The sequence below is a fragment of the Zhouia amylolytica genome (genome assembly GCF_900116365.1).
GTDB lineage: Bacteria > Bacteroidota > Bacteroidia > Flavobacteriales > Flavobacteriaceae > Zhouia > Zhouia amylolytica.
This window is the reverse complement of sequence record NZ_FPAG01000001.1, coordinates 35,950-52,816: the sequence shown is the minus strand read 5'-3', so window position 1 is coordinate 52,816 and position 16,867 is coordinate 35,950. Positions and strand designations below refer to the sequence as shown.

Below are 16,867 nucleotides of genomic sequence, written 5' to 3'. Positions count from 1 at the left end.
TTCAACTAAAATAATTCTGCTTATGTAAGAATTAACATAAAAAAAGCCGTACAAATTTGTACGGCTTTTTAAATTTATGCGATGTCTTTTTATTACATCATTCCTGGCATACCACCACCCATTGGAGGGCCTGCAGGAGGATTATCTTCTTTTATATCAACTAATGCACACTCTGTAGTTAAAATCATTCCAGCAACAGATGCTGCATTTTCTAAAGCGATACGAGTCACTTTCTTAGGATCGATAATACCTGCTTTTAACATGTTGACATATTCGTCAGTTTTGGCATTATACCCGAAATCATCTTTACCTTCGTAAACTTTAGCTACCACAACAGATCCCTCTTTACCTGAGTTTTCTACTATAGTTCTAAGAGGAGATTCGATAGCGCGTGCTACGATCTGAACTCCCGTTGCTTCATCGTCGTTTTCAGCTTTTATATCATCAAGAACTGACTTCGCTCTAACCAAGGCAACACCACCACCAGCTACGATACCTTCTTCTACTGCAGCTCTGGTTGCGTGAAGCGCATCGTCTACACGGTCTTTTTTCTCTTTCATCTCCACTTCAGAAGCAGCACCTACATATAGTACAGCAACCCCTCCAGCTAATTTAGCCAGACGTTCTTGAAGTTTTTCTTTATCGTAGTCAGATGTAGTCGTTTCAATTTGAGCTTTGATCTGGTTTACACGCGCAGTTACAGTATCGTGTTCACCTGCACCATTAACAATGGTAGTATTGTCTTTGTCGATGGTTACTTTTTCAGCAGTACCAAGCATATCAATACTTGTATTCTCCAGGTTGAAGCCTCTTTCTTCCGAGATAACAGTACCACCTGTAAGGATAGCAATATCTTCTAACATAGCTTTACGTCTGTCCCCAAACCCTGGAGCCTTAACCGCTGCTATTTTAAGAGCGCCTCTAAGTTTGTTAACCACTAAAGTTGCTAGAGCTTCTCCGTCTACATCTTCAGCAATAATCAATAAAGGTTTTCCGCTTTGAGCAACCGGTTCCAAAACAGGAAGAAGGTCTTTCATAGCAGAGATTTTCTTATCGAAAAGTAAGATGTAAGGATTTTCCAGGTCAGTAATCATTTTCTCTGAATTCGTAACGAAGTATGGAGAAAGATACCCTCTGTCGAATTGCATACCTTCTACAACATCAACATAAGTGTCGGTACCTTTCGCTTCTTCAACAGTAATAACCCCTTCTTTTCCTACTTTATTGAAAGCAGTAGCGATCAACTCTCCAATAGAATTATCGTTGTTCGCTGAAATGGCAGCAACTTGTTTAATTTTATCAGAACTGTCACCTACTTCCTTGGCTTGTTTTTCAAGGTCAGCAACAATTACTTCTACAGCTTTATCTATGCCTCTTTTAAGGTCCATTGGGTTAGCCCCGGCAGCAACATTCTTTAATCCTTCTTTTACAATAGCCTGGGCTAAAACAGTTGCGGTTGTAGTTCCATCACCAGCCAGGTCATTTGTTTTGGAAGCAACCTCTTTTACCATTTGAGCTCCCATGTCTTCTAAAGCATCTTCAAGCTCAATTTCTTTAGCAACAGATACACCATCCTTGGTTACGGTTGGAGCACCGAATGATTTGCTAATTGTTACGTTTCTTCCTTTTGGTCCTAATGTTACTTTTACGGCATTGGCCAATGCGTCAACACCTCTTTTTAAGCCATCTCTGGCTTCGGTATCAAATTGAATCTGTTTTGCCATTTTATTTTAATTTTTGTGAATACTATTTGTAGTATTATGATTTTAACTTATTGAATGAATCGAAAACTAAAAAGGGTTATACGATCGCCAGAATATCGCTCTCGCGCATCATTAGATACTCATTGCCTTCTAATTTTAATTCTGTTCCGGCGTATTTTCCATATAATACGCTGTCACCAACTTTCACAGTTAGTGGCTCGTCCTTAGTACCAGGACCTACTGCTACAACAGTTCCTTTTTGTGGTTTTTCTTTAGCAGTGTCAGGAATAATGATTCCAGATGAAGTAGTGGTTTCTGCAGCCAATGGCTCTATCAGAACTCTATCAGCTAATGGTTTAATGTTTAAGTTAGCCATATCGATAACTTTTTATGTTTTTAGATGTTTTACAAATTGCTGTTTCAGATGTGGCAGAAATTGTGCCAATTCAAAAAAGTGACATATACGGCATAAAAAAATGCCAGCTTGTCACACAAACTGGCATTTTTGACCTCTAAAGAGGGTTATTATTTACTGTGCTATAGTATCTGTCGTTGTACTGGAAGCAGGTGTTTCAGTTTCTGCTGGAGCATTATCCTGAGCAGGAGCTTCAATTTCTTGTCCTTCTAACAATTTAGATCCTGAATTCGGACCTGATTGTAATGAAAGGTTGGATAATAAAATTAAAGCGATTAAAATAGTAGCTAATGTCCAGGTACTCTTATCCAGGAAATCCCCTGTCTTTTTTACACCTCCAACTACTTGTGTGTTACCACCGAATGTTGATGATAAACCTCCTCCTTTAGGGTTTTGTACCATTATAACTAGTACCAACAAAAATGCTACGATAATAATAAGCACTAAAAAGATTGAAAACGTCATTATAAATTAATTATGTTGTTGTTGTAATTTTTTTATTGCATTAATTTGGTCTGCAAAGAAACCACTTTTTTCCGGATATTTCAAACTTAAAATTTTATAAGCTTGAATTGCTTTTTTGTACTTCTTTTGTTCGAGGTAAACCCTTGCCAAAGTTTCAGTCATTAACTCGCTTTTTTCGACTTGATTTTCTTTGGCGAGGTTCGCAGAATTCCCAAATTCTTTTACAGGACTTATCTTAGGGTTGTTCTCGATAAACTTGTCAATTAAGTCGAGTTTGTTTTTGAGCGGATTCTTTTTTTTCTTGGTTGAAGTTTTCTCTCTTACTATAGGAGTATACGAAGATAGTTTCAACCATTCGTTAAAAGAATGCTTCTCATTTTCATTAAAATCTAAAGGTTCACCGATCTTTAGTTTTTTTTTTGATGTTGGGTCTTTCGGCTTAAACAATTCAGGGTCTAATACCGCATCAGCGTCAGATTCTTTAAAACCAAATGTTTCATTGTCTCTTAACTTAATTTCTTCATGATCTGCAACATCAATCTGGCTTACAGCATGGGTGAAAAGTTTTTCGGCAACAATATTTTGTTGAAAGGTTTCCGAGGTTATGAAATCAAAAAGAATGCGCCTGTCAGTAGTATAAGCTGCAGTTTTTTTCAGCTCAGAATTGTACTTAAAGCTATCTTGGTCTTTCAGGCCTTTTAAATAAAGTGCTCTGGCAGATTGAAAATAGGGGTAATCATCCAGGATTTTCTCCAGTGCAGCAAAGTGATCCGTGTTTAGTTCTTCCGGATGCTGTAAAACCTGTATGAAGTCAGAAACATTCATTAATTACCAATCGGCTAGTGTTGCGTTTACAATATCTTGAGTTATTCGTTCAAATATTACCTGATATGCTTCTTCTTTGATGGCTTGTACCTGTGTGGTTGCTGGGAAATCATAAAAGAAGGAAAAGCGTCTTTCAAAATCTTTCTCGGGATCGTCGGTGTTAAAATAACGAACCATGACACCTATAGATAATCTGTTTTGCGCAGCTGTTTGTTCGGCAGTTGCACTCATGGGGGATATTCGGTATTCAACAATTTCTCCTTCATATACAAGGTCACCCCCTGTCTTAACAAGGTCAAGATTTGTCTGGTTCAGGATGAGGTCCTGTAAGGCTAAAGTGAAATCTCTATCCAATCCAGGTTCAATAATGGGGGCATTGTTTTGAAAGAAATTAACCTGATAAGTTTCGGCGGTGGTGTTTACTCCTGTAAAAGAATAAAATCCGCACGACTGAAAACTTAAAATAAGTAATATATAGAAAATGTGTTTTTTCATAGTGTTTTAATTCCGTTCAAAAGAACGAAAAAAATGTTACAAATCGTATTGTTTTATTTTTCGATATAAAGTTCGTTCGGAAATCCCTAATTCTTTCGCCGCCGCTTTTCGCTTTCCGTTGTTTCGTTCCAATGCCTTCTTTATCAGTTCTAATTCCTTTTCTTGAAGAGAAAGCGTTTCCTCTTCTTCAATATCTTCGGCAAAATGGTATTTGTCCTCTAGCGAATTATGATTAGGAAGGGCGGGAGGGCTATTGAGCGGTAAAACCTCTAAAGCCTCATCGATATCTTCGGCAGAATCATAACTTTCTTCCGATTCTGAATCTGACCCATAAATCTTATTAATAAGGGTTTTGTTGTCTTCTTGAACCTGCTCATTGTCGCCAGTCTCCATGAGTTCCAGAGTAAGCTTTTTTAAGTCGTTCAAGTCGCTTTTCATGTCAAAAAGAACTTTGTATAAAATTTCTCTTTCATTACTAAAATCAGTATCTGACTTGCTATGGTTTATGACAGCCGGAAGGTTTGGTTTGTAGTCAGGTAAATAAGATCTTAAGGTGTCGGCACTAACACTTCTTTCTTGTTCCAATACCGATATTTGCTCGGCAATGTTTCTAAGTTGACGCACATTTCCGCTCCAACGATATTTGTTTAATAAAACAACGGCCTCATCATCCAGTCTGATGGTAGGCATTTTATATTTTTGAGCAAAATCTGCAGCAAATTTTCTAAATAATAAGTGGATGTCATCCCTGCGTTCACGCAGTGGGGGCAAATGAATTTCCACCGTGCTTAACCTATAATATAGATCCTCTCTGAATTTTTCTTTTTCAATGGCTTCAAACATATTAACATTCGTTGCCGCCACAATTCTTACATCTGTTTTCTGAACTTTAGAAGATCCCACTTTGATGAATTCTCCATTCTCCAGGACTCTTAATAATCGAACCTGGGTAGTTAAAGGTAATTCCCCAACTTCATCCAGAAAAATGGTACCCCCATTTGCTTCTTCAAAATAACCGCTTCGAGTTTGGGTTGCACCGGTGAATGAACCTTTTTCGTGTCCGAAAAGTTCTGAGTCTATAGTTCCTTCCGGGATAGCCCCACAGTTTACAGCAATGAACTTGCCGTGTTTTCTGTGTGAAAGTGAATGTATAATCTTTGGAATTGCTTCTTTACCAACACCGCTTTCACCTGTAACTAATACAGAAATATCTGTAGGTGCTACCTGGATCGCTTTTTCAATGGCACGATTTAGTTTTATATCGTTTCCGATAATACCAAAGCGTTGTTTTATGGCTTGAACATTTTCCATTTCTTAGAGTTTAAAACAGCTATAATGATCTGAAGGAATCAAGATCGTAACTTATTCTCGATCGATACCTTCGGTATTTTTTTAATTGTTGTCTGAATAACCAACAGGCTCACCAATTAAGGTTGTTGAGGTACAGTCAGTAATTTTTACATTGACAAAATCTCCGATTTTGTAGTTTTCCTTTGGGAATACAACTACGGTATTTTGGGTGTTTCTACCTTTCCAGTGTTCGTTTGACTTTTTCGAATTTCCTTCAATTAGAACCTCCTCAACCTTGCCTAAATGTTGCTGAGTTCTCAGTAAACTATGTTTTTGCTGGAGGTTGATGATTTCTGTTAGCCTTCTTTTCTTGGTTTCTTCAGGAATATCGTCTTCCATTTTCCTTGCGGCCATGGTTCCTGGTCTTTCCGAATACATAAACATAAATCCGAAGTCGTATTTAACATACTCCATTAAAGATAAAGTGTCTTGATGGTCTTCTTCGGTTTCAGTTGGGAAGCCGGCAATCATGTCTTGAGAGATACCACAATCGGGTATCAGCTTTTTGATGTTGTCAATCAACTCAAAATATTCTTCCCGGGTATGTTGACGATTCATTTCCTCCAGTATGCGATTACTACCACTTTGAACTGGCAAATGAATATACTTACAAATATTTGGATACTTAGCCATCGACTCAATTACATCCAAAGTCATATCCTGCGGATTTGATGTGGAGAATCGTATGCGCATTTTAGGTTGCGCTTCGGCAACCAGGGCTAGCAGTTTGGCGAAGTTTACAGCGGTGGCTTTTTGCATATCCGTGGCTTTGTCGAAATCTTTCTTTAGGCCACCTCCATACCATAAGTAGCTATCAACGTTTTGTCCCAGCAAGGTTACCTCTTTAAAGCCTCTGTTCCATAAATCATTCACTTCTTCCATTATGGATTGAGGGTCTCTGCTACGTTCTCTACCCCTTGTGAATGGAACAACACAAAATGTACACATATTATCACATCCACGAGTTATGGATACAAAGGCAGAAACGCCGTTGCTGTTCAATCGTACAGGGGCTATATCGCCATAGGTTTCTTCTTTGGATAAAATAACATTGACTGCATCCCTTCCTTCATCTACTTCCCTGATCAAATTCGGTAGATCTTTATAAGCATCAGGGCCTACAACCATATCGACGATTTTTTCCTCCTCCAGAAATTTACTTTTTAATCGCTCAGCCATACAGCCTAAAACCCCTACCTTCATAGAAGGGTTTATTTTTTTTACTGCATTGTATTGCTCTAATCTTTTGCGTACAGTTTGTTCCGCTTTATCTCTAATAGAACATGTATTGACCAAAACGAGATCAGCTTCTTCTAATTTTTGCGTAGTATTGAAACCTTCTTTAGATAAAATAGAGGCCACAATTTCACTATCAGAAAAATTCATCTGACAGCCATAGCTTTCTATATAGAGCTTGCGATCGTTTTCTTTTTGCTGTTCAATTACCAGGCTTTCACCTTGCTTCTTTTCGTCTATGATCTTCTCCATACCTGTATCTGTAATATTAACTTTAATGAAAATAGGGTGCAAAGATAATATTTTATACGAGGTTGTGACAAATTGTCAGAGCAAATTTAACGCAACTTTTAGCGAACAATTCCATCTCTTAAGAAACCAACCCATTTAACATTATGAAAACCAAATTGATTTTGCTGTGTTTTTTATCGCTGTTAATTGCCTCATGTCATAGTGATGATGAATATGAGGTGATGAATGTAGCCGTTCCTCAATATAAGACCATGGAGACTTTGCGATCTTCTGTCGACATTACAGTTCCGCAGCCAGTTTTAGAATCTGGTAAAATTTATGTTCAGGAAGATCTGGTTCTCATCAATGATGTGAAGGAAGGTATTCATGTAATTGATAATAGTGATCCTGAAAATCCTGAAAAAATCGCTTTTGTGAAAATTCCGGGGAATATGGATATGGAAATGAAGGGGGATTTTCTATATGCGGATAGTTATGTTGATTTGGTAGTTTTTGATTTGAGTGATCTTGATAAGATACAAGAGATTACCCGGCTGGAAGATGTGTTTTCGTATTATCCGGTTTTTCCAAATGATGTAACCATTGATGTTGTAGATTATTCGAAGTTTCCGGATACAGAAGCGGTGATTGTAGGATGGGAGGTGAAGAAAGAACGCAGGGAGATAGATGGTTACGATACGGGGATATTTACGATGGATGCTTTTTCTTCTGAGAATTCCGCAGCCGTGGCTGGTCAAGGTGGCTCTTTGGCCAGGTTTAAAATTGTTGAAGATTATATGTATTCGGTAGATAGTCATTCTATTCACGTGTTTGATATAAAAGATCTTGAAGCCCCTAAGAAATTAAATCAGGTTCACGCAGGTTTCGATATCGAAACAATTTTCAATCGGGGAGAACATTTATTTTTAGGTAGTAGGTCCGGAATGTTTGTTTTTGATTTGTCAGTTCCCTCAGCGCCAAATTACATTGCTGAATTTTTACACGGTACGGCTTGTGACCCGGTAGTGGTCGATGGTGATTATGCTTACATAACATTAAGAGGTGGTAATTCTTGCGGTGCATTTGAGAGTAGTCTGCAAATTGTGGATGTAACGGATATTGCGAATCCTTTTTTAGTGAAGTCCTATAGTATGGATGGACCTTATGGGTTGGGAGTAAAAGATGATATGTTGTTCGTGTGTGATGGAGAATCTGGGTTGAAAGTTTATGATAAAACGAATGTTGAAGATTTACAATTAATTAATCATTTGGAAGGAATGATGACTTATGATGTGATACCGATGCAGGAAATACTAATGATGATCGGGGAGCAGCGGCTGTATCAATATTCATATCAGGAAGATGGGGTGAAATTGATTAGTCAGTTCAGTCTGGATTAAGTTTTTTTCAGGAAAGCATTAAGTTATTATTAAGCCTGTATTTAAGCAGGCTTTTTTTGTGGAGAATAGGTACATTTCGCTGGAAATAAAAAAACTTATTTACTTTTGTAGGATTAAATAAGATTGTTCATGGCAAAGAATTTAGTGATAGTGGAGTCGCCTGCAAAGGCTAAGACGATTGAGAAGTTTCTAGGGAAAGACTTTAAGGTAACCTCTAGTTTTGGGCATATTGCTGATTTGCCTTCGCGCGAGTTGGGAGTTGATGTGGAAAAAGATTTTAAACCAAAATATGTTGTTGATAAAGAGAAGAAGGCTTTGGTTAAGAAGCTTAAAGATTTGGTTAAAGGATCCGAAGTGGTATGGCTAGCGAGTGATGAAGACCGGGAGGGAGAAGCTATAGCCTGGCACTTGGCTGAAACGTTGAAGCTGGATAAGGATAAAACCAAGAGAATTGTTTTTAACTCCATCACTAAAAATGCGATTTTAAAGGCCATCGAGAATCCGAGATCGATAGATTATAACTTGGTCAATGCGCAACAGGCAAGACGTGTTTTAGATCGTTTAGTAGGATATGAGATTTCGCCGATTCTTTGGAAAAAAATAAAAACAGGATTATCAGCAGGAAGAGTGCAGTCTGTGGCAGTTCGATTAATCGTTGAGAGAGAAAGAGAGATCCAGGGGTTCGCTCCGGAAGCATCGTACAGGATAGCGGCTGAGTTTGTAACTAAAGAAGGAAAGGTTTTTAAGGCGAAGCTGAATAATACTTTTGAAACCAAGGAGTCTGCGGCTGCTTTCTTGCAAAAAAATATAGGGGCAAACTTTAGTGTAGCAGACCTTGATACCAAACCGGCTAAAAAGTCGCCGGCAGCACCTTTTACAACATCGACATTACAGCAGGAGGCTTCCCGAAAGTTGTATTTTTCAGTTAGTAAAACGATGCGCATGGCGCAACGTTTGTATGAGGCCGGACTCATTACTTATATGAGAACCGATAGTACAAATCTTTCTTCAGAGGCTGTTAATGCTGCTAAGGAAGAAATCTTGCGTTCTTATGGTGAGCGCTATAGCAAACCAAGAAATTACGCGACGAAGGCGAAAGGAGCGCAAGAAGCTCACGAGGCTGTTCGTCCAACCAATATGGTTGTCCATAGTTTGAAAGATGTGGAGAGAGATATGGCTCGTTTATATGAGCTTATCTGGAAGCGTACTGTAGCTTCCCAGATGAGTGAGGCGCAATTAGAGCGTACAAATGTTAAAATTGCAGCAGATAAGCATAATGAACTTTTTGCTGCAAGCGGAGAGGTGTTGAAGTTTGACGGATTCCTGAAGGTGTATCTCGAAGGAACAGATGATGAGGACGAAGAGCAGGCTGGAATGTTACCGGCTTTAAAAGTCGGTGAACAAGTTGAAAAGAAGTATATGTCTGCTACGGAAAGATACAGTCGTCCTCCGTATAGGTATACAGAAGCGTCTTTAGTGAAGAAACTTGAAGAGTTAGGGATAGGAAGACCATCAACCTATGCGCCTACAATTTCAACCATTCAAACCAGGGGGTATGTGGAAAGAGGAACTGTAGAAGGTGTTGAAAGGAAATATATGCAGTTAACACTGTTGGCTGATAGTGTCAAGGAAGAAACTCTGACTGAAAAGGTAGGTTCCGACAAGGGTAAGTTAGTACCTACGGATATCGGAATGATTGTAAATGACTTTCTCGTGAATCATTTTTCAAGTATACTTGATTATAATTTTACAGCCAGGGTTGAGGAAAATTTTGATAATATCGCATCCGGTGAAGAAGACTGGACGAAAATGATGAAAGATTTTTATGAAGATTTTCATCCAAATGTAAAAGATGTCGAGGAGCATGCTGAACGAGAAACAGGAGAGCGTGTCCTGGGAGTTGATCCGGAGAGTGGTCGTCAGGTTAGTGTGCGGTTGGGTAGGTTCGGACCGATGGCTCAAATTGGTACTGCAGAGGAAGAAGAAAAACCGAGATTCGCCAGTTTGTTGCCCGATCAGTCAATTGAAACTTTAACTTTAGAAGAGGCGTTGTCTCTTTTCGAACTTCCAAGAATCCTTGGGAGTTATGAAGATCAGGAGGTGGCAGTTAATGTTGGTCGATTCGGACCGTATGTACGCTTCGGTAAATCATTTGTTTCACTTGCCAAGGATGATGAGGTGTTTGATGTAACTTTAGATCGGGCAATTGAGCTTATTAAAGAAAAACAAAAAGCAGATGCGCCAATAGCCACATATCAGGATAAAGAAGTGACCAAAGGAAAAGGTCGCTTTGGTCCTTATATAAAATGGGATGGCAAATTTATTAATGTCAATAAGAAATACGATTTCGATAATTTATCAGATGAGGATATCGTGACATTAATAGAGGATAAAATACGTAAAGATGCTGAAAAGCTCATTAATTATTGGGAAGAGGAAGATATAAAGTTAGAGAAAGGAAGATGGGGTACCTCTACCATAACAAAAGGGAAGAAAAAGATAAACTTGCCTAAAACTGTTGATGCAACCAAGCTGACGCTTGAAGAGGTGAAAGAGATTATAGAGAAGGAGACGAAGACCACTAAGAAAAAGACCACTAAGAAAAAGACCACTAAGAAAAAAACAACCAAATCTAAAAAGTAAGTGGATTTAGAATTTTTATCACCAGTTGAGCAGGTTGTGCTGGCACATAATGAGCTTTTACCAGTGCAATCTTTAGGTAGAAACATAAGGATTCACACAGAAGCCAGTGGGGTGCCTGACCTGGACGGAGTACAAATAGCAATTGTTGCTGTGAACGAAATTCGTAATGCTTCAATCAAATCTCGCGAAGGATTAAAGGTCTCGGATTTCAGGAGATCTGTTTACAAGCTTTTCCTGGGGAATTGGAATGCTGCTATTGCTGATTTAGGGAATATAGAGCCGGGAGAAACTGTAGATGATACGTATTTCGCTTTGGCCAAACTCACGGAAGAATTAGCTAAAAAACGAATAAATCTCATAGTGCTAGGCGGTAGTCAGGATTTAACGTACGCTACCTACCGGGGGTTTGATAAGCTGGAACAGATGGTGAACCTGGTTTCTGTAGATAGTCGTTTTGATTTTGGTTCGGCAGATGAGTTAATATCCTCACAATCATATTTAAGTAAAATAGTAGTAGATCAGCCAAATAATTTGTTTAACTTTTCTAACGTAGGTTATCAAACTTATTATAATGCCCAGGAAGAAATCGATCTGATGGGGAAGCTGTTTTTTGAAGCTTACAGGTTGGGGGAGATTGTTCATGATATAACATTGGTGGAGCCCGTTATGAGGGATGCAGATGTGGTTAGTCTTGATATGACCTCGGTCCGTTCGGCAGATTTAGGCTCCGATGCCAGATTGCATCCAAATGGATTTGATGGCAGAGAGATTTGTGCCATTGCACGTTATGCGGGAATAAGCGATAAAGTTTCAGTGTTCGGAATATATGAATGTGTTAATAATAGCCAGTTTGAGCAATTAGTGGCTCAAATAATATGGTATTATATAGAAGGGTATAATTGTAGGAAAAATGATTATCCGTTTAGTGCTATAAATGATAATTATGAACGGTATATCGTACCATTAGAAGATGCTGATGTTAACTTTTACAAGAGTATTTCATCAGGAAGATGGTGGGTTGAAGTGTCAGAAAATGAATTTTTAGATAATAAATTCAAAAGACATACGTTAATACCTTGCACCCATTATGATTATTTGGAAGCCTGTAACAATAAATTACCAGAACGCTGGTGGAAGGCTTATAAGAAAATGATGGTGTGATTTAGAATAAGTTGGGTAGATAAACCTGTTCGGAATTTTAAAGAAACAATTAAGCTGTTTAACAGAAATTTCACATAAGTATTGTTTTTTTGAAATTATTTAGATAGGTTTACCTTCTCAATCTTAAAATTGTAATTTAACCTCAATTATGTATATGAAAAAGCTATTTTTATTAGCACTCGTTACATTGTTTATGTATAGCTGTGGCTCTGGAGACCGTGGCCAGTTAGTGGGTGTTAAAGGAAAAAAATGGTACCCTGAGAAGCCGAAAGGTATGGCCCTGATACCAGGAGGATCCTTCATTATGGGAAAATCTGAAGAAGACATCGCAGATGCTTCAGATGCACCAGCCAAGACCGTAACCGTCCGAGCTTTCTACATGGACGAAACAGAAATTACCAATGCCGAGTACCGTCAGTTCGTAGAATGGGTTAAAGACTCAATTGTACGTACCAATCTAGCTATTATGGCAGATATGATGGGAGAAACTCCAGGAAATGGAGGTATTGGAGAGTATGCCTTTATGGATGCTGATACGTCTAACCTTTCTGTATATCAGAAATATATGCTTGAGAATTACACAGGCATGGGTGAGACAGGCTATGAAGGAAGAATGCTTAACAGACGCGTAGATTTGGAATGGAATATCAATGATTATCCAGATGAATTCTATGCAGAGGTTATGGATTCTATGTATATTCCAAGTGAAGAATCTTACAACGGAATTAGAACTATAAATGTTCAGAAGCTTAAGTTTCAATACGATTGGATTGATATTCAGGCAGCTGCCCGTGATAAAAAAGGTAGTAGAAAGGATCATATCAAACACGAGGAGATCATGATTTATCCTGATACCACCGTTTGGATCAAAGACTTTAGTTATTCATATAATGAGCCAATGCACAATGACTACTTCTGGCATGATGCTTACGGAGATTATCCGGTAGTTGGAGTATCGTGGAAACAAGCAAAAGCATTTTGTGCATGGAGATCAAAATATTTAAACGATTACAATAGAAGCAAAGGAAAACAACCGGCAAACCAATTCCGTCTTCCAACAGAAGAGGAGTGGGAATATGCCGCCCGAGGAGGAATCGAATCGGGTAAGTATCCATGGGGAGGACCATATATACTTAATGATAGAGGTTGTTTTATGGCGAACTTTAAACCACTTCGCGGTGATTATGCTGCGGATGAAGCGTTGTACACTGTAGAGGCAAAGTCATATGAGCCTAACGATTATGGTTTGTACAATATGGCGGGGAATGTGTCGGAGTGGACAAACTCTTCTTATGATCCAAATGCTTACGAATATGTGTCAACAATGAACCCAAATACCCTGGACGACGATAACCAGCGTAAAGTTATCCGAGGTGGGTCTTGGAAGGATGTTGCATATTTCCTACAAGTAAGTACCAGAGATTATGAGTATCAAGATACTGCTAGGAGTTACATTGGTTTCAGAACCGTGCAAGATTACATGGGGACCGATGTTACACAAAGCAAATAATCTACTTCTGGCTTAGCCCACAATTATTGAATTAACCATAAAGCTTAACTACAACTAAAATTTAATTACTATGGCACAATCAAAATCAACCAAGCAACTATTTAACATGGCCTATGGCCTTGGAGCATCAATTGTAATATTGGGTGCGTTGTTTAAAATCGCTCACTGGGAAATTGGTCCACTGAACGGTACAGTTCTATTAGCTATCGGTCTTATCACTGAGGCTATTATCTTTGCTATTTCGGCTTTCGAACCCGTAGATGCAGACCTTGACTGGTCTTTGGTTTATCCGGAATTAGCAGGAGGAGAAAGTAAATCTAGAAAAAATGAAGCGCAAGAAGCAAAAGAAGCTGAAGGGTTATTGTCTAGAAAACTAGATGATATGCTTAAAGAGGCTAAATTAGATGCTTCATTAATGAATAGCTTAGGAGAAAGCATTCGTAGCTTCGAAGGAGCTGCTAAAGGGATCGCTCCTACAGCAGAGGCTATTGGTTCTACTAAAAAATATGCTGAAGAGCTTTCATTGGCTGCTGCGCAAATGGAATCATTAAATAGCTTATATAAAGTACAATTAGAAAGTGCAAACAGACAGGCTTCAATAAACGAAGAAGTAGCTGAAAATGCCGGTAAACTTAAAGAGGAGATGGTTTCATTAACCAGCAACTTATCTTCTTTAAATGGTGTATACGGTAATATGCTTACTGCTATGAATGGTAGAGGTTAATTAGTTGATAATTATTCATTTTAAAAATTTAATTAACACTAATTAAGAGATCATGGCAGGAAAATTATCACCAAGGCAACGAATGATTAACCTCATGTACTTGATTTTCATCGCGATGTTAGCGTTGAATATGAGTAAAGAGGTGTTATCAGCATTTGGTTTGTTAAACGAAAAGTTGACTAATTTTAATAATAAAGCAGCTGAACGTAACGCAAATGCATTTGCAAGTTTAGAACTTAAAGCATCTGAAGAGCCTTTAAAGTATGAGGCACTTTTTAAAGATGTTCAAACAATAAAAGAATCATCTGGCGAATTTTACGGTTACCTCGATAACCTTAAATCTGAAATGTTAGCCGGATTAGCTCAGGAAGATCAACAGGATTATGAAGTAATGGATAAATCCAACTTCTTAGATCAGAAGTTCTTTCAGGGAGAGCGTTATTCTGCAGAAGGTCAGGAGTTTGTTGATAAGATCAATAATTTCAGAACCAGTAGTTCAGAGGTAATTAATAAGATACCTGATTCTTTGATGAAACCTGCTCAGAAAAAGGCTTTGGTCGATGCAATCGAAGCTCGTTTTAGCACAGGAGATGACAAAGGACAAGTAGAAAATAGAGATGGTAGACCGGTTGATTGGTTAAACTATCACTATGAAGGTTTCCCTTTGGTAGCCTCAATGACTAAAATTACCCTTTTACAATCAGATATCAGAACAACTCAGGATGAGATTCTTAAAGCAATGTTGCAAGGTCAGTTAACTCAGGAGGTTTCAATGACAAACTATACAACCTTGTTAGAAGCTCCAAAGTCTGCTTATTTTGCTGGTGAGAACTTCGATGGTCAAATTGTATTAGGAAGAAAGGATGCCACAACGAAGCCAAATAGAGTAGAGCTTACTTTAGATGGGAAAGAGTTAGGTGAAGACGATTATGTTATTGAAGATGGTCGTGTTCGATTAACTGTTAATACTGGTAATGTTGGTGATCATACGATAGAAGGTAACTTGATTTTTGCTCAGGATGGAGAAGAAATAGAAGTTCCTGTTAAGCAAACATTCACAGTGATTCCTAAGCCGAACTCTGCAGTAATTTCTGCCGATAAAATGAATGTGGTTTATCGTGGGGTTTCTAACCCGATGACCATTTCAATACCTGGAGTTGGTAATGTAAGTGCTAATGCTCCTGGTTTAAAAAAGGTAGGCGGTGCAGGTAGATATGTTATGAACCCTGGAACGGGTAGAGAAGTAACAATTTCAGTTTCTGGTAAATTACCGGGTGGAGTAGGTGTTTCTGATAGAAAGACATTCAGAATTAAGGATATTCCAAGACCTTCAGGAACCGTAAGAGGTGAATTTGGCGAAATTAAAATGCCTAGATCTAACCTCGAAATTTCTACTGTAGGTGCTATTTTAGAAGACTTTGACTTTGACCTTAACCTGGCTATTAGCGGATTTAAATTTAAAGTTCCTGGTCAGCCAACTGTACAGGTTAGAGGTAACAAGCTTGACGGACGTGCTAAGGCAGCACTTCAAAGAGCTAGAAGAGGTGAAGTAGTTCAAATCTTCGATATCGAGGCTTATATTACGAATAACAGAAGTTATAAGCTTAAGAAGGTTTCGCCTGTAGTGGTGGAGCTTACGAACTAATAAAAGATCTTAACATAAAATTTAACTGCTTTTTTTTCGTTATAACTTAAAAGCAGTTAAATTTTAATAAGAACAAAATATTACAAGTTATTATGAATTGGAAAAGTATAATATGTGTAATCTCGGGAGTACTTTTTAGTACTGCGACATTTGCTCAGGCAAACTTACTTAATGCCAAGATCCCAGAACAAGTAGGGGTTAAAACAATGGAGCAAATTGAAGCTGATAATGACGCACCACTACCTTATGGGTATGTAGATGATAGAGATATTTTATGGTCTAAAACTACATGGGAGCGTATCGATTTAGATGAAAGGATTAATTTCCCATTATATTATCCGGTTGATACCGTAGGCATCGGAAGTGATAGAAGATCACTGTACGATGTGCTGGTAAAGAATATTAAAAATGGGAATCTTCAGGATATTTACGTGGATTCATACTTCACAGAGCGAAGAAATTTTGAAGATTTAGAAGCTACCTTGGTTAAAGTAGATACTACAGATCTTGGTTACGAACAACTAAATGCAGGAGAGCAGGTTTCTCCTGAGTATGTAAACAGAAGGAGAATTACCTCAGCTGATATTCAGGAATACTGGATTAAAGGAGTGTGGTATTTTGATAAGCGTCAAGGTGAACTTAAGTATAGACTTATAGGACTTGCACCTGTTGCTCCGGATGTGAACTTTATCGATAGTGAACACCAGGATTTGGTGCCTCTATTTTGGGTTTGGTTTCCAAGTGCCAGAGAGATTCTACACGAAGCTAAGGCATTTAATGGTGCTAACACTGCACGACCTATCTCTTTCGATCAATTGTTAAATGCACGGCGTTTTAATGCCTATATTTATAAGGAAGAGAATGTTTATGGAGACAGGAAGATCGAAGATTATATACAAGACAATGCATTATTCCAGTTATTGGAAGCTCAGCGTATCAAAGAACGATTACGTGATAAAGAGCAAGATATGTGGAGTTACTAAATAAGTCGATTTCCAATTCAATATACAATATATCGCCTGACCAACCGGTCAGGCGATTTGTTTTTTAATTACCTTGTTTAG

At 38.3% G+C, this 16,867-nt stretch carries 14 protein-coding genes; 7 read left to right on the top strand and 7 right to left on the bottom strand.

What is annotated here, in order from left to right:
• Positions 1-92: 92 nt before the first annotated feature.
• From groL to miaB, 7 genes are all read right to left on the bottom strand, one after another.
• Positions 93-1,724, bottom strand: a complete 1,632-nt coding sequence (groL, locus tag BM361_RS00230) for a chaperonin GroEL (RefSeq protein ID WP_038268957.1) — start codon at positions 1,722-1,724, stop codon at positions 93-95.
• A 76-nt stretch (positions 1,725-1,800) separates the two neighbouring features.
• Positions 1,801-2,079, bottom strand: a complete 279-nt coding sequence (locus tag BM361_RS00225) for a co-chaperone GroES (RefSeq protein WP_074976176.1) — start codon at positions 2,077-2,079, stop codon at positions 1,801-1,803.
• A 153-nt stretch (positions 2,080-2,232) separates the two neighbouring features.
• A complete protein-coding gene (gene secG / locus BM361_RS00220) occupies positions 2,233-2,586 on the bottom strand; it encodes a preprotein translocase subunit SecG (protein ID WP_038268961.1) in 354 nt (117 codons plus the stop codon).
• Positions 2,587-2,589: 3 nt separating this feature from the next.
• Positions 2,590-3,408, bottom strand: coding sequence for a hypothetical protein (locus BM361_RS00215; protein ID WP_074976174.1), 819 nt, complete (start codon positions 3,406-3,408; stop codon positions 2,590-2,592).
• Positions 3,409-3,411: 3 nt separating this feature from the next.
• Positions 3,412-3,903, bottom strand: coding sequence for an LPS assembly lipoprotein LptE (gene lptE, locus BM361_RS00210; protein WP_038268966.1), 492 nt, complete (start codon positions 3,901-3,903; stop codon positions 3,412-3,414).
• 36 nt (positions 3,904-3,939) lie between these two features.
• Positions 3,940-5,214 (bottom strand): sigma-54 interaction domain-containing protein, encoded by a 1,275-nt coding sequence (locus BM361_RS00205; RefSeq protein ID WP_074976173.1) that lies wholly within the window; start codon positions 5,212-5,214, stop codon positions 3,940-3,942.
• Positions 5,215-5,295: 81 nt separating this feature from the next.
• Positions 5,296-6,741 carry a tRNA (N6-isopentenyl adenosine(37)-C2)-methylthiotransferase MiaB gene (miaB, locus tag BM361_RS00200; RefSeq protein ID WP_074976671.1) on the bottom strand — a complete coding sequence of 482 codons (1,446 nt, stop codon included), beginning with the start codon at positions 6,739-6,741 and terminating at the stop codon, positions 5,296-5,298.
• Positions 6,742-6,884: 143 nt separating this feature from the next.
• Between miaB and BM361_RS00195 the strand changes: the two genes are divergently transcribed.
• The 7 genes from BM361_RS00195 (at position 6,885) to porN (ending at position 16,786) form a co-directional block, all read left to right on the top strand.
• The gene (locus BM361_RS00195; RefSeq protein WP_074976171.1) at positions 6,885-8,120 is read left to right on the top strand and encodes an LVIVD repeat-containing protein; all 1,236 of its coding nucleotides are present in this window, start codon (positions 6,885-6,887) and stop codon (positions 8,118-8,120) included.
• A gap of 129 nt (positions 8,121-8,249) precedes the next feature.
• Positions 8,250-10,763: a type I DNA topoisomerase gene (topA, locus tag BM361_RS00190; protein WP_074976170.1), complete on the top strand. Its 2,514-nt coding sequence runs from the start codon at positions 8,250-8,252 to the stop codon at positions 10,761-10,763.
• Positions 10,764-11,924 (top strand): formimidoylglutamase, encoded by a 1,161-nt coding sequence (locus tag BM361_RS00185; RefSeq protein ID WP_074976168.1) that lies wholly within the window; start codon positions 10,764-10,766, stop codon positions 11,922-11,924. It begins immediately after the preceding gene.
• A gap of 154 nt (positions 11,925-12,078) precedes the next feature.
• Positions 12,079-13,434, top strand: a complete 1,356-nt coding sequence (gene porK, locus BM361_RS00180; RefSeq protein ID WP_038268978.1) for a T9SS ring complex lipoprotein PorK/GldK — start codon at positions 12,079-12,081, stop codon at positions 13,432-13,434.
• A 70-nt stretch (positions 13,435-13,504) separates the two neighbouring features.
• Positions 13,505-14,158 (top strand): type IX secretion system motor protein PorL/GldL, encoded by a 654-nt coding sequence (gene porL / locus BM361_RS00175; RefSeq protein ID WP_038268980.1) that lies wholly within the window; start codon positions 13,505-13,507, stop codon positions 14,156-14,158.
• 49 nt (positions 14,159-14,207) lie between these two features.
• Positions 14,208-15,803: a type IX secretion system motor protein PorM/GldM gene (gene porM / locus BM361_RS00170; protein WP_139226573.1), complete on the top strand. Its 1,596-nt coding sequence runs from the start codon at positions 14,208-14,210 to the stop codon at positions 15,801-15,803.
• A gap of 92 nt (positions 15,804-15,895) precedes the next feature.
• Positions 15,896-16,786, top strand: a complete 891-nt coding sequence (gene porN / locus BM361_RS00165; RefSeq protein WP_038268985.1) for a type IX secretion system ring subunit PorN/GldN — start codon at positions 15,896-15,898, stop codon at positions 16,784-16,786.
• Positions 16,787-16,867 lie beyond the last annotated feature (81 nt).